This window comes from Kitasatospora sp. NBC_00458 (assembly GCF_036013975.1).
Lineage (GTDB): Bacteria > Actinomycetota > Actinomycetes > Streptomycetales > Streptomycetaceae > Kitasatospora.
In genome coordinates this window covers 3,456,701-3,470,168 of sequence record NZ_CP107904.1, presented here as the reverse complement: position 1 = coordinate 3,470,168, position 13,468 = coordinate 3,456,701, and the positions used below count along the sequence as shown (strand labels likewise).

The 13,468-nt window shown below is 74.8% G+C and carries 8 protein-coding genes, 1 tRNA gene, 1 pseudogene and 1 riboswitch; of the genes and pseudogenes, 8 read left to right on the top strand and 2 right to left on the bottom strand.

The genetic code is table 11. The annotated features are described in order from the left end of the window. Positions 1-45 precede the first annotated feature (45 nt). The 3 genes and pseudogenes from OG550_RS13835 to OG550_RS13825 all read left to right on the top strand — a co-directional run bounded on the left by OG550_RS13835 (position 46) and on the right by OG550_RS13825 (position 4,594). The gene (locus OG550_RS13835) at positions 46-912 is read left to right on the top strand and encodes an FAD binding domain-containing protein (protein ID WP_327683874.1); all 867 of its coding nucleotides are present in this window, start codon (positions 46-48) and stop codon (positions 910-912) included. A 74-nt stretch (positions 913-986) separates the two neighbouring features. Beyond that, a pseudogene (locus OG550_RS13830) lies at positions 987-1,443 on the top strand ((2Fe-2S)-binding protein); the annotation flags it as partial. Positions 1,444-2,266: 823 nt separating this feature from the next. Further along, positions 2,267-4,594 carry a xanthine dehydrogenase family protein molybdopterin-binding subunit gene (locus tag OG550_RS13825; RefSeq protein ID WP_327677376.1) on the top strand — a complete coding sequence of 776 codons (2,328 nt, stop codon included), beginning with the start codon at positions 2,267-2,269 and terminating at the stop codon, positions 4,592-4,594. Positions 4,595-4,864: 270 nt separating this feature from the next. On the opposite strand, the gene OG550_RS13820 is transcribed toward OG550_RS13825, so the two are convergent. Then, a tRNA-Cys gene (locus OG550_RS13820) sits at positions 4,865-4,936 on the bottom strand. Between the two features lie 233 nt (positions 4,937-5,169). Next, positions 5,170-5,235, top strand: a riboswitch (guanidine-III (ykkC-III) riboswitch). A gap of 44 nt (positions 5,236-5,279) precedes the next feature. Between OG550_RS13820 and OG550_RS13815 the strand changes: the two genes are divergently transcribed. After that, complete coding sequence (locus OG550_RS13815) at positions 5,280-5,594, top strand: DMT family transporter (RefSeq protein ID WP_327677374.1); 315 nt, start codon at positions 5,280-5,282, stop codon at positions 5,592-5,594. Positions 5,595-5,672: 78 nt separating this feature from the next. Continuing rightward, entirely contained in the window at positions 5,673-7,109 is a 1,437-nt protein-coding gene (locus tag OG550_RS13810; RefSeq protein ID WP_327677372.1) for an MFS transporter, read from the top strand. Position 7,110: 1 nt separating this feature from the next. Here OG550_RS13810 and OG550_RS13805 read toward each other — a convergent pair whose 3' ends face one another. Next, positions 7,111-8,382, bottom strand: coding sequence for a hypothetical protein (locus OG550_RS13805; protein WP_327677370.1), 1,272 nt, complete (start codon positions 8,380-8,382; stop codon positions 7,111-7,113). A 438-nt stretch (positions 8,383-8,820) separates the two neighbouring features. Between OG550_RS13805 and OG550_RS13800 the strand changes: the two genes are divergently transcribed. Genes OG550_RS13800 through OG550_RS13790 form a run of 3 tightly spaced genes read left to right on the top strand, consistent with a single transcriptional unit; the run spans position 8,821 to position 13,378 of the window. Next, entirely contained in the window at positions 8,821-9,465 is a 645-nt protein-coding gene (locus OG550_RS13800; protein WP_327677368.1) for a class F sortase, read from the top strand. Beyond that, positions 9,462-10,790, top strand: a complete 1,329-nt coding sequence (locus OG550_RS13795) for an alpha/beta hydrolase (RefSeq protein WP_327677366.1) — start codon at positions 9,462-9,464, stop codon at positions 10,788-10,790. The genes OG550_RS13800 and OG550_RS13795 overlap by 4 nt, the downstream gene beginning before the upstream one ends. Further along, positions 10,787-13,378, top strand: a complete 2,592-nt coding sequence (locus OG550_RS13790) for a bifunctional lysylphosphatidylglycerol flippase/synthetase MprF (RefSeq protein WP_327677364.1) — start codon at positions 10,787-10,789, stop codon at positions 13,376-13,378. Before OG550_RS13795 ends, OG550_RS13790 begins: the two co-directional genes overlap by 4 nt. Positions 13,379-13,468: the final 90 nt, after the last annotated feature.

Genomic DNA, 13,468 nt, shown 5'->3' with positions numbered 1-13,468 from the left:
GATGAGCAAGTGGAGCACGGTGGGACCCAGGTGAACCGGACGATCATGCTGCCGGCCTCCCTCGACGAGGCCGTCGAAGCGCTGGCCGCTCACCCGGCCGCGGTGCCGGTGGCCGGCGCCACCGACCTGATGGAGGCCGTCAACGCCGGACGGCTGCGCCCCGCCGCCCTGGTCGGCCTCGGCCGCATCACCGAACTCCGGGGCTGGCGCTACGAGGACGGCGGTACCGCCGTCCTGGGCGCCGGACTCACCCACGCCCGGATGGACCGCCCCGACTTCGCCGCGCTGATCCCCGCGCTCGCCGACGCGGCCCGCACGGCAGGCCCCCCGCAGGTCCGCAACGTCGGCACCCTCGGGGGCAACATCGCCACCGCCGCCCCCGCCGGCGACACCCTCCCGGTGCTCGCCGCGCTGGAGGCCAGCGTCACCCTCGCCCGGGCCGGCGCCACCCGCGAGGTCCCGGTCAGCCACCTGCTCACCGGTCTCGACCCGGTGCGCCCCGGCGAACTGCTCACCTGGGTGCGCGTCCCGCTGCTGCACGCCCCGCAGGTCTTCCTGAAGGCCACCGGCCGCAGCGGCCCGGCCCGCGCCACCGCCTCCGTCGCCCTCGTGCTCGACCCCGCCCGGCGCGCCGTCCGCTGCGCCGTCGGCGCCGTCGCCCCCGTCCCGCTGCGGCCGCTGGAGGCCGAGGCCTGGGTGGCCGGCTGCATCGACTGGGACGGTTCGCGGGAGATCGACCCCGCCGCGACGGCCGCCTTCGGCGAGTACGTGGCCGCCGCGTGCGTACCCGACAGCTACGGCGCCGAGGGCGCCTGGGAGGCCGTGACCGAGGGGCCGAGCGCGGCCGCGGTCCGGTTGCGGCGTACCGTATCGGTGCTGGCCCGCCGGGCACTGGGAAGGGCGCTCAAGTGACCACAGACCACCCCATCGAGACCCTCGACGCGAGCCCGCAGGACCACGCGCCGCAGGTCAGCCGGGAGCTGCGCCCCTGCACCTCGTACACGCTGCGGGTCAACGGCTTCGAACGGCCCGTCACCGACGCCTGGATCGGCGAGAGCCTGCTCTACGTGCTGCGCGAGCGGCTGGGCCTGGCCGGCGCCAAGGACGGCTGCGAGCAGGGCGAGTGCGGGGCCTGCTCGGTCCAGGTGGACGGTCAGCTGGTGGCCGGCTGCCTGGTGCCCGCGGCCCTCGCCCAGGACAGCGAGATCAACACCGTCGAGGGCCTGTCGGCCGGCGGCGGCGCCAGCGACGTCCAGCAGGCGCTGGCCGAGTCCGGCGCCGTGCAGTGCGGCTACTGCACGCCCGGCCTGGCGATGGCCGTCCACGACCTGCTCCAGCGCAACCACCGGCCCACCGAGGTCGAGGCGCGCCAGGCGCTCTGCGGCAACCTCTGCCGCTGCACCGGGTACCGGGGCGTGCTGGCCGCCGTGCAGACCGTCGCCGACGCGCGCGCCACGGACGCCGAGCCGGCGGAGGAGGAGCCGCCCGCCGTGGCGGAGGCCGCCCCCGCCCCCACCGAGGGCGCTCCCGCGGGCCCCGCCCCGACGGCGGCGGAGCCGGTCGCCGCGCAGGCCGCCCCCGCCGCCCACACCGGGCAGACCGCCGCCGACCTGCCGGTCTACACCGACGGCGACGCCTGGATCGAGCACGTCCCGCAGCCGCCCGTCGAGGAGACCCCGACCACCGCCGGCACGGGCGTCGGCGTCGGCATGCAGTACGGCGCCCCCGACGGCCAGGGCGGCTACGACACCGGGGTGTACGACACCACCGTGCTCGCCCCGATCCGGGACGTCCCCGCGCAGCCCGCCGGCGACGGCACCGGCTTCTTCCCGGCGCAGGGCTACCCCGAGCAGCCCTACCAGGGCGCCACCCCGGCGCACGGCACCTACCTCCCGGGGCCCGGCGGCTACCCCGACGCGGGCGGCTACCGCCAGCAGCCCGGCTACGAGGCCGCCTCGCCGTACGACGGCCCGGTGTACGAGACCGCCCCGCTGCCGCACGCCACCCCGGCGCACGGCACCCCCGTCCCGGGCTACGAGGGCCAGGCCTACGACGGCCAGGGCTACGACGGCCAGGTCTACGAGGACCGGCCCTTCGGCGGCCAGGGCTTCCCGAACCAGGGCTACGACGGCACGCCCGCGCACGGCACGCCGTACGTCCCCGCGCCCCCGCACGGCGCCCCGGCCGGGGGCGACGCCCCCGCCGGCGTCCCGTACGGCGCCACCCCCGCCCACGGCATCCGGCTCCCCGAGGACGACCACGCATCATGACGTCGCCTACCGACATCGGCGCAGCACCCCAGCAGGACGGCGACCAGGGCGGCACGGCGGAGCCGTTCGGGCTGGGCAGCTCCCCGCTGCGCAGCGACGCCCTGCCGAAGGCGCTCGGCATCTACCCGTACGCCGCCGACCTCTGGGCCGAGGGCCTGCTCTGGGGCGCGGTGCTGCGCTCGCCGCACCCGCACGCCCGGATCCTCGGCATCGACACCTCGGCCGCGCTCGCCCTGCCCGGCGTGCACGCCGTGGTCACCGCCGCCGACCTGCCCGCCGGACCGGACGGCACTCCTGACGGCGCGCCCGCCGGGCCGATCGTCTCCGACCGGCCGGTGCTGGCCGCCGGCGTGGTCCGCCACCACGGCGAGCCGGTCGCCGCGGTCGCCGCCGACCACCCCGACACCGCCCGGCTCGCCGTCGGCCTGATCGCCGTCGACTACGAGCCGATGGAGGCCGTCACCGACCCCGAGCAGGCCTTCACCGCCCCGCCGCTGCACCCGGACGGCAACCTGTTCCGCCACCTGCCGCTGCGCACCGGGGACCCGGAGGCCGCCGGCGAGCTCATCGTCGAGGGCCTCTACCAGGTCGGCCGGCAGGACCCGGCGCCGCTCGGGGCGGAGGCCGGTCTGGCCGTGCCGCGCCCGGACGGCGGCGTCGAGCTGCACCTGTCCTCCACCGACCCGCACGGGGACCGCGACCGGACGGCCGCCTGCCTCGGCCTGGAGCCGGACCGGGTCCGGCTGGTGGTCACCGGGGTGCCGGGCGCGACCTCCGACCGCGAGGACCTCTCCTTCCAGGTCACCATGGCGCTGCTGGCGCTGCGCACCGGCCGTCCGGTGAAGATGACGCTGACCCGCGAGGAGTCCTTCCACACCCACACCTCGCGCCACCCGGCGCTGCTGCGCTACCGCCACCACGCCGACGCCGAGGGCCGGCTGGTCAAGGTCGAGGCGCAGATCCTGCTGGACGGTGGCGCCTACGCGGACGTCTCGGCCGAGGCGCTGGCCGCCGCCACCGCCTTCTCGGTGGGCCCGTACAACTGCCCCAACGTCTTCGTGGACGCCTGGGCGGTGCGCACCAACAACCCGCCGGCCGGCCGGATGCGCGGCGAGGGCGCGCTCCAGGCGTGCTTCGCCTACGAGTCGCAGCTGGACCAGCTGGCCGCCCGGGTCGGCGTGGACCCGGTGGAGATCCGCCGCCGCAACGCGATGGCCACCGGTGACCCGCTGCCCACCGGACAGGCCGTCACCTGCCCGGCCCCGGTGGGCGCGCTGCTGGAGGCCGTCGCCAAGGAGCCGCTGCCGGCCCTGCCGGTGGACGACCCGGACGCCGAGTGGCTGCTGCCGGGCGGGCCCGGCGGCGCCGGCGACCCGGCGGCGGTGCGCCGCGGGATCGGCTACGCGCTGGGCATGGTGCACATGCTGGGGGCCGAGGGCGAGGACGAGGTCTCCACGGCGACCGTCCGGGTCAGCGGCGACCACGCGACGGTGATCTGCGCGGCGGTCGACGCCGGCCACGGCTTCGCGACCCTGGCCCGGCAGATCGTGCAGTCGGTGCTGGGCGTGAGCGAGGTGTACATCGCGCCGGCCGACAGCGACCAGTCGGTGGCCGGGCCGTCCGCCCGCGGCCGGCACACCTGGGTCTCCGGCGGCGCGGTCGAGCGGGCCGCGCTGATGGTCCGCCACCAGCTGCTCCAGCCGATCGCCGCCAACTTCGGGATGTCGGTGGAGCTGCTGCAGATCGCCGACGGCAAGATCACCTCGTACGACGGGGTGCTCGGCATGCCGGTCGCCGAGGCGCTGGAGGGCAAGGAGCTCTGGGCCACCGCGCAGTGCCGCCCGCACCCGACCGAGCCGCTGGACGAGGCGGGGCAGGGCGACGCCTTCGTGTCCATCGCGTTCTGCGCGATGCGTGCGGTGGTGGACGTGGACATCGAGCTGGGGGCCGTCCGGGTGGTCGAGGTGACCGTCGCCCAGGACGTCGGCCGGGCGCTGAACCCGCGCCAGATCGAGGACCGGATCGAGGCGGGCGTCGCCCAGGGCGTCGGCCTGGCGCTGCTGGAGGAGCTGCGTACCGAGGGCGGTCTGCTGGTCAACCCCTCGCTCACCGGCTACCGGCTGCCGACGGCGCTGGACACCCCGGAGATCCGGATCGCGGCGCTGCTGGAGGAGCGGGACGTGGTCGCCTCCTTCGGTGCGAAGGCGGTCAGCGCCGTGCCCGCCGTGACGGCCCCGGCGGCGGTGGCCGCGGCGGTCCGTGCCGCGACCGGCCTGCCGGTCGGCCGGCTGCCGATCCGGCCCGAGGACGCCGTCGCGGGCTGAGCTCCGCGGGGCGGCCGGACCGTGGGTCCGGCCGCCGTCCCGTCTGGCCGTGCGGGCCGTCTCGTGGGTCCCCGTCCCGGGGACCGGCCGGCGGCGGACCGGTGGGGTGAACCGGCTGGGCGGATCGTCCGGGGGAGACCCGTCGGGAAGACCTGTCGGGAGAACCAGTCGGGAAAAACGGCCGGGGAAACCGGCCGGGAATGAATGCGAAAAGAACACGAAGAATTGCCGGTCGGCTTATCCGGTGCCGACCGGCAATTCTTCTCACGGAGGCCATGACGGGAATCGAACCCGTGTAAACCGCTTTGCAGGCGGTTCCCTAAACCACTCGGGCACACGGCCGTGGGGTGTGACTGGACTGCGGGTGCGACTCAGGCGCAGCGGCAGCAGCGACAGGCGCGACAACACCGGGGAGCGGTGGCGCAGGGGCGGGGCGCGAGGGCCGCCGTCTTCCTGTCCATGTCCGACTCCTGTCGTCGTTCGCCGTGTTGGTGAATTCAGTTTGGCGGAATGGGCGGGGGAACGTCAATATCCATTTGTAAATTCTGTGTGGCGGGGTGTGCTACGGTCGGAGACAGGTGGCCGTTTCCCGGCCGCCCCGGACGAGCGCGTCGTACCCGGTGACGACAAGACGGCGCAGCACAGCGGCAACCCGGCCGCTGCTGACTGCGGAGGTGCGTTCGTCATGGCTTGGCTCGTTCTGATCGTTTCCGGCGTCCTGGAGACCGTGTGGGCGGTCGCCCTGGAGTCGTCGAAGGGGTTCTCCCGACTGGTCCCGACCGTGGTGTTCGGCGTGGCGCTCGCGCTCTCGATGGGCGGGCTGGCGTACGCGATGCGGTCGATCCCGATCGGTACCGGCTACGCGATCTGGGTCGGCATCGGCGCGGTGGGGACGGCCCTGTACGGGATGGCCGTGCTGGGGGACGCGGTGACCGCGGCGCGGATCGGCTGCCTGCTGCTGATCGTCTCCGGCGTGGTGGGCCTCAAGGTGCTGCACTGAGCCCTAGGTCCAGCGGCGGAGTCCGGTGGCGACCACGGTCAGGGGTCATCGGCCCGGACGGCACTTACGATAATACGTATGACCACTGCCTCCCCCACCTCGGTCGATCCCGCCCCCGTCCCGATACCGGCCGACCCCGGTGGAGGGGTCCTCGGCAGCCGCTACCGGTCCCTCACCCTCGGCATCGTGTCGGTGGTGCTGCTGCTGGCCTTCGAGGCGACGGCGGTCAACACCGCGATGCCGGTGGCCGCCCGCGAGCTGGACGGGCTGGGGCTGTACGCCTTCGCGTTCTCCGGCTACTTCACCACCACGCTGTTCGCACTGGTCGTCTCCGGCCAGTGGTGCGACCGCCGCGGCCCGCTGCCGCCGCTGTTCACCGGGATCGCGGTGTTCGGCGCGGGCCTGGTGGTGGCCGGGGCGGCGCCCGGGATGTGGATCTTCGTGGCGGGCCGCGCGGTCCAGGGCCTGGGGGGAGGCCTGGTGATCGTCGCGCTCTACGTGGTGGTCGGCCGGGCCTACCCGGAGCGGCTGCGGCCGGCGGTGTTCGCGGCCTTCTCCTCGGCCTGGGTGCTGCCCTCGATCATCGGCCCGGTGGTCTCCGGGGCGGTCACCCAGCACCTCGGCTGGCGCTGGGTCTTCCTCGCCGTGCCGGCGCTGATCCTGCTGCCGCTGGCGGTGATGGGCCCGGCGCTGCGTCGCTCGGAGCGGGAGCAGCCGGTGGCGAAGGGCGCGGACTTCGACCGCCGCCGGACCGGGCTGGCCGCGATGGCCGCGCTCGGCGCCGCGCTGCTGCAGTACGCGGGCCAGCGGCTGGACCTGCTCGGCCTGCTGCCCGCGGCGGCGGGGGCGGCGCTGCTGCTGCCGGCCGTGCTGGGGCTGCTGCCGACCGGGACGCTGCGGGCCGGGCGCGGGCTGCCGACGGTGATCCTGCTGCGCGGGGTGGCGGCCGGGGCGTTCTTCGCCGCCGAGGCGTTCATCCCGCTGATGATGGTGACCGAGCGGGACCTCTCGCCGACGCTGGCCGGGCTGACCCTGACCAGTGGCGGTCTCTCCTGGGCGCTGGGTTCCTGGCTCCAGGGCCGGCCGGGGGCCGAGCGCCACCGCGAGGCGATGATCCGGGGCGGGTTCGTGCTGACCGCGGTGGCGATCGCGGGGGCCGCGCTGGTGCTGGTCCCGGCGGTGCCGGCCTGGGTGGCGGCGGTCGCCTGGGGCGTCGGCGGGATCGGGATGGGGCTGACGGTGGCGAGCGTCAGCGTGCTGATGATGAAGCTGTCGGCGCCGGAGGACGCCGGGGCCAACTCGGCCTCGCTGCAGGTGAGCGACGCCCTCGGCAACGTGCTGCTGGTGGGCCTGTCCGGGGTGCTCTTCGCGGCCCTGGGCGGCGGCTCGGCGGCCGCCGCCCACGACGGTGCCGGGAGCACCGGCTCGGTCGCCGCGTTCGCGGTGATCTTCCTGGTCATGACCGGGGTGGCGCTGCTGGGGGCGCTCGTCTCCGGCCGGGTCCGCAGGGCCTGACTCAGCCCGCGGCGGCGGCCGGGGCGGGGGAGCCGAGGAAGGACTCCCAGCCGCCGGCCGGCGCCTGGCCGACGGCCAGGCCCTGCAGCTTGCGCAGCACGGCCGGCTCCTGGGCGTCCAGCCAGTCGACCAGCTGCCGGAACGACACCAACCGGACCTCGGGCCGTCCGGCGATCGCCTTGAGCACGTCCTCGACGGCGTTCATGTAGATGCCGCCGTTCCACTCCTCGAAGTGGTTGCCGATGACGAACGGCGCCCGGTTGGTGGTGTACGCCCGCTCGAAGCCCATCAGGTAGGCGTCCCGGGCCTGGGTCTGGTAGCCGGGGTGGAGCGCCGGGTCGGCCTTGGTGTTGCTGCCGCACTGGTTGAACATGATGTTGTAGTCCATCGAGAGCACCTGGAAGGTGTGCCCGGGGAAGGGGATGGACTGCAGGGGGAGGTCCCAGAGCGCGCCGCCCTGGATCTTCTGCGGCCAGACCTGCGTCCCGTTGCCGCTGCTGTCGTAGCGCCAGCCGCGCTTGACGGCGGTGGGCAGCAGGTTGCGCTGGCCCTCCAGGCAGGGGGTGCGGCTGCCGATGAGCTCCTTGCGGTAGTCGAAGGGCAGCGCCGGGAGGTCGGTGAAGCCGGTGGTGGTCCGCCAGTTGGTGACGAAGTCCATCGCCTGCTGGATCTCGTGGTCCCACTCCTCGGGCGACCACTGGCCGACGCCGGTGGCGCCGCAGAAGTGGCCGTTGAAGTGGGTGCCGATCTCGTGGCCCTCCAGCCAGGCGGCGTGCAGGTTCTCCAGCGTGTCGTGGATGTGCTGGTCGCTGAGGTAGCCGATGTCGGAGGCGCCGACCTTGTGCTGCGGGGGGCGGTAGAGGTCCTTCTTGGACTCGGGCAGCAGGTAGAGGCCGCTGAGGAAGAAGGTCATCGACGCGTTGTGCTCCGTGGCGAGCCGGCGGAAGCGGGCGAACAGCCCGTTGTCCAGTTCACCGGCGCCGTCCCAGGAGAAGACCACGAACTGCGGCGGGCGCTCGCCGAGCGCGAGCCGTTCGGGGGCGGGCTGGTGGGGCTGCGGGCCGGTGTCGGAGGTGGAGCCGTCGCCGAGCAGGGTGACCGGCGGCTTCGCGGCCTCGGTCGGCGGTCCGGCCTGTTCGACCCCCGGGGTGGCCGGCACCGGGTCCGGGGTTCCCAGCAGCCCCTCGGCGTCGGTCCGGCCGCAGCCGGCCGCGAGGGCGGCGGCTCCGGCGGCACCCGCGGCCAGCAGGGTGCGGCGGGAGAGGGAGTCCATGGTCACTCCGTTCGTGGGGCGTGCGCGGGAGGCGGGGCACGGCAGGCGGGCGCGACCGTCCGAGCCGGACGGCGGTCCGGTCGGACAAATGCGGTGATAGGCCTGTGAACGGGGTCAGCATGGCATGCGGTCGGTATCGGTCAAGGATTCACCACGGATGGTCGGAACTGATCGCCCCAATGGTGCAACCGGGACGGTGTTCCTGAGTGTCCGATGAAGAGGTCGCCGCGGTTCCCGGCGTCCGCCAGGTGGCGGGCGGGTGTCGTCGCGATGACATCTCACCCGCTCGGAGCAGGTCGGCCCCGCCGAACCCTGCCGATCGGGGGGAGTAAGTACGACCGTCGTATGGATGTGGCATAAGGTCCGATCCGGTTGCATTGTTCTCAGGAAACCTCCAGGAACCGGCAGCCGGTTTCTCGTCACCAGAGGGGAGCACCGGTGGGCGCCCAGCAGAGCAGGAGCCCGTGGCCGGGCACCCTGGCCGTCGGTGCCGCGCTCGTGCTGGGCGCGTGGCTGCTGAACGACGGCGGCCACGGCGCCCTCCCCCCGGCGCCCGGTGCCGGGCAGGCCCTCTCGGGCTTCGCCCCGGTCTCCGTGGTGCCGCCGCTCGGGGCGTCCGCGCCCACCCGGATCCGGATCCCCGCCGTCCGGCTCGACGCCCCGGTCACCGGCCTCGGCCTCGACCGGGACGGCCACCTCCAGACCCCTCCGGAGTCCGACCGCAACCTCGCCGGCTGGTACCGCGGCGGCGCCGCCCCCGGGCAGCGCGGCACCGCGATCATCGCCGGACACGTCGACAACGACAGCGGGCCCGCCGTCTTCTACGACCTGGGCGCGCTGCACCGCGGGGACCGCATCGAGATCCTCCGCGAGGACGGCCGCACCGCCGTCTACCAGCTCTACGCCATCGAAGTGCACAACCGAAAGGACTTCCCGGACGACCGGGTGTACGGCCAGGCTGCCGATGCCCAGCTGCGGGTGATCACCTGCGGCGGGGGATACAGCGAGGACCACGGCTATCAGGGGAACGTGGTCGCCTACGGCTTCCTGGCCGACACCACCCGGCCGGGGAAAGCCGCATGACCACCCTCTCCGCACCCGTCCAGCTCGCCGTCCGCTGGAACCCGCTCGACTGGCCGCTCACGCACGGCCCGATCCCGTACGCGGTACTGGCCGCCGGCTGGGCCGCGCTGGCCCTGCTCGTCCTCTCCCGCGACCGCCGCTGGCTCGGGCTGCGCCCGGTCGGCGCCGTCCTGCTCGCCGCCGCCGTCACCGGGGGGCTCAAGGTCGTCGTCGACGGCTGGTGGCACCCCTTCCCCGAGGGCACGCCCGACTACGTGCTCGGCTGGGTCGCCCTCGCCGTGTTCGCGCTGAGCGCGGCCGGCTTCCGCGCCCCGCTGCTCCCCGGCCGGCAGCGGTTCCTCGCCGCCGGCGGCGCGGCCCTGGTGGTGCTGATGGCGGCCTCGCAGGTCAACCGGGGCTTCGACCAGTACCCGACGGCCCGGGTGATGCTCGCGCCGAAGACCCAGGCCCTCACCACCGGCAAGGCACCCGAGGTCGTCACCCCGCCGGCCGGCAAGGTGCTCGCCGAGGTCTGGCAGCCCCCGGCCGGACTGCCCGAGAAGGGCACCGTGTCGACCACCGCGATACCCGGGACCAAGTCCGGTTTCGAGGCCCGCGACGCGTACGTGTACCTGCCGCCCGCCTACCAGGCCAGCCCCCGGCCGCTGCTGCCGGTGCTGGTGCTCATGGCCGGCCAGCCCGGCAGCCCCTCCGACTGGGTCAACTCCGGCGGCATGCAGGAGCGGCTGGACGCGTTCGCCGCCGAGCACCAGGGGCTCGCCCCGATCGTGGTGATGGTCGACCAGATCGCCAGCATGTGGGGCAACAGCCTCTGCATGGACTCCCGGATCGCCCGCTCCCAGACCTACCTGGCCGAGGACGTCCCCGACTGGATCCACGGCCACCTGCAGACCGCCACCGGCCGCACCGCGCGGTCCATCGCCGGCGCCTCGCTCGGCGGCACCTGCGCGCTCCAGCTGGCCGTCAACGCGCCCGACGTCTACGGGTCCTTCATCGACATCTCCGGCCAGGACGAGCCCACCCTGGGCAGCCACGACGAGACGGTGGAGAAGGCCTTCGGCGGGGACGAGAACGCCTTCGCCGCCGTCGACCCGCTGCACCTGATGACCACCCGCCAGTACCCGGACACCGCAGGCGTCTTCGCGGTCGGCGCCGGCGACGGGGACTTCCGCCCGCAGCAGGAGAAGATGCACGCCGCCGCGCAGGGGGCCGGGATGAAGGTGGAGTTCCAGCCCATCCCCGGCGGCCACAGCTGGACGGTGTTCCGGGAGGCGCTCGACCGGAACCTGCCCTGGCTGGCCCGGCGGACCGGGATGATCCGGTGATCCGGCTCGGCGCCGCCCCGGCCCTCGTCGGGGAGCGCGAACGGGAACGGGAGCAGGAGCGCCCGCGCGTCCCGGCGCAGTCCACCGGCCCCGACCGGGTGTCCGGAGGAGCCGCGCCCGGGCCCCGCCGGCCGCAGCGCGCCGGCCGGGCCGCCGCACTCGCCTCGGGACTCGCCACCAGGCTCGGCGAGGCCCCGCTCACCCTGGTGCTGCTGGTCAGCCTCTGGACGATCGGCGCCACCAGCGCCAGCCTGGCCACCGGACCGTCCGACGCCCTGCTGGAACGCACCGGCGTCGGCCTGCCGACCCTCGCCGCCGGCCACTGGTGGACGCCGGTCACCTCGCTGTTCTGGTGCTCCGGCCTCGGCGCGTACCTCTTCACCAGCCTGCTGCTGCTCGTGGTCGGCCCCGCCGCCGAGCGCCGGATCGGCCCGCTGCGCACCCTGGGGGTGCTGGTCGGCGGACAGCTGGCGGGCACCCTGGCCGGCGCCGGGGCGGTCGCGGCCGGCTCCTGGGCCGGCGAGCAGTGGACCGACTCGATCGCGGACCAGACCGCGGTCGGCCCCGGCGTCGGCCTGTTCACGCTGGCCGGTGTGCTCGGCTACCGGCTCACCGCGCTCTGGCGCCGCCGGCTGCACCTCGTGGTCCTGCTCGTCCCGCTGGTGATGACGCTGTACGTCGGTCACCTGCAGAGCGTCCAGCGGTTCTCCGGCGCGCTGATCGGCCTCGCCGCCGGCGCCGTCCTCAGCCGCGGCCGCCCGCACCTGCGCTCGCACCGCTCCTCGCACACCGAGACCCGGGTGCTGGTCGCGCTCTGCCTCGTCGCCGCCGCGATCGGGCCGATGATCGCCTCGCTGTACGACAACGCGGCCGGCCCGTTCAACACCTTCTCCGAGATCTACCTCTCGCACCGGCTCACCCCGGACGAGGTCGCCGACTTCTGCGCGAGCTCGGCCCGCGAATGCGCCCGCGCGCACGCCGTCGAGCGGATCTTCGACACCCCGGCCCGGCTGATGGCCACGCTCTTCCCGGTCCTGCTGCTGGTGCTGGCCGAGGGCCTGCGCCGCGGCCTGCGGCTCGCCTGGCGGATCACGATCGCCACCGAGCTGCTCTGGACCGCCCTGCTGGTCTGGCTCTTCGCCGGGACCGGCACCGGCTCGGGCGACGTCGTGCAGTACTTCGTCGAGGCGCTGGTGCTGCCGCTGCTCACCACCGGCCTGCTGCTGGCGACCCGGCAGCGGTTCTCGCTGCGGCTGCCGCGCGCCGTCCTCGGCCGGCCGGCCGCGGTGGTCGGCGGGGCGCTGGCCGCCGCCTCCGCCGCGTACACCGGGCTCGGCCTGCTGGTGGCCGACCAGTTCGAGCCGGGCGCGACCTTCGGCGGGCTGGTCGCCGGGCTGCCGGCCCAGTTCCTGCCCCCCGCCTACAACGACCTGCTGCCGGACTACCCGATCGCGGTCGGGCCGTTCGCGCGGTTCCTGGAGACCTACTGCGGGCCGGCCTTCTGGGCGGTCGCGCTGACCGCGCTGCTGCTGGCGTTCCGCCGGCCGGTGCTCCACGTGGACGCCGACGACGCCGCGCGGGCCCGGGCGCTGCTCACCGAGCACGGCGGCGGGTCGCTCTCCTTCCTCACCACCTGGGACGGCAACCACTACTGGTTCGACGAGGACGGCCGGGCCGCCGTCGCCTACCGCGTGCTCAACACCGTCGCGCTGACCACCGGTGACCCGTTCGGGGCCCCGGAGGCGCGCCGGCGGGCGGTGGCCGGCTTCGCCCGGTACTGCGACGCCCGGGGCTGGACCCCGTGCTTCTACAGCGTCACCCCGGAGACCCGGGCCGCCGCGGGGCTGCTCGGCTGGCGCTCGCTGCAGGTCGCCGAGGACACCGTGGTCGCGCTGCCCGGACTGGCCTTCACCGGCCGCAAGTGGCAGGACATCCGGACCGCGCTGAACAAGGCCGGCAAGCAGGGCATCACCGCCCAGTGGTGGTCGTACCAGGAGGCGCCGTTCGCGCTGAGGGAGCAGATCCGGGCGATCTCGGAGGAGTGGGTCTCCGAGAAGGGGCTGCCGGAGATGGGCTTCACCCTCGGCGGGCTGGAGGAGCTGGACGACCCGGCGGTCCGGCTGCTGCTCGCGGTCGACGGGGACGGCACCGTGCACGGGCTGACCAGCTGGATGCCGGTCTACGAGAACGGCGAGGCGGTCGGCTGGACGCTGGACTTCATGCGCCGCCGCTCCGACGGGTTCCGGGGCGTCACCGAGTTCCTGATAGCCTCCGCCGCGCTCGGCTTCAAGCAGGAGGGCGCGACCTTCCTCTCGCTGTCCGGCGCGCCGCTGGCCCGCTCGGAGCAGGAGCCGCCCACCGGGCTGCAGAAGACCCTGGACTGGATGGGCCGGGTGCTGGAGCCGGTCTACGGCTTCCGTTCCCTGCTGGCGTTCAAGGCGAAGTTCCAGCCGGAGTACCGGCCGATGTACATGGCCTACCCGGACCCGGCGGCGCTGCCCAGCATCACCCGGGCGATCGGCAAGGCGTACCTGCCGCACCTGACACCGGCGCAGGGCGTCCGGCTGATGCGCAAGCTCTCCTCCTAGACCGCCGCAGGGGACCGGGCCGGGGCCGGGTCCGGGGCGCCCGCCGACGCCCCGGACCTGCCCGGACCCGCTGCCCGGCCCGCTGCCCCG

Bases quoted from the DNA above. Each gene is read 5' to 3' on its own strand.
- OG550_RS13810 (WP_327677372.1), top strand. From the start codon at position 5,673: ATGACCACTGCCTCCCCCACCTCGGTCGATCCCGCCCCCGTCCCGATA.
- OG550_RS13805 (WP_327677370.1), bottom strand. From the start codon at position 8,382: ATGGACTCCCTCTCCCGCCGCACCCTGCTGGCCGCGGGTGCCGCCGGA.
- OG550_RS13815 (WP_327677374.1), top strand. From the start codon at position 5,280: ATGGCTTGGCTCGTTCTGATCGTTTCCGGCGTCCTGGAGACCGTGTGG.
- OG550_RS13825 (WP_327677376.1), top strand. From the start codon at position 2,267: ATGACGTCGCCTACCGACATCGGCGCAGCACCCCAGCAGGACGGCGAC.
- OG550_RS13795 (WP_327677366.1), top strand. From the start codon at position 9,462: ATGACCACCCTCTCCGCACCCGTCCAGCTCGCCGTCCGCTGGAACCCG.
- OG550_RS13835 (WP_327683874.1), top strand. From the start codon at position 46: ATGCTGCCGGCCTCCCTCGACGAGGCCGTCGAAGCGCTGGCCGCTCAC.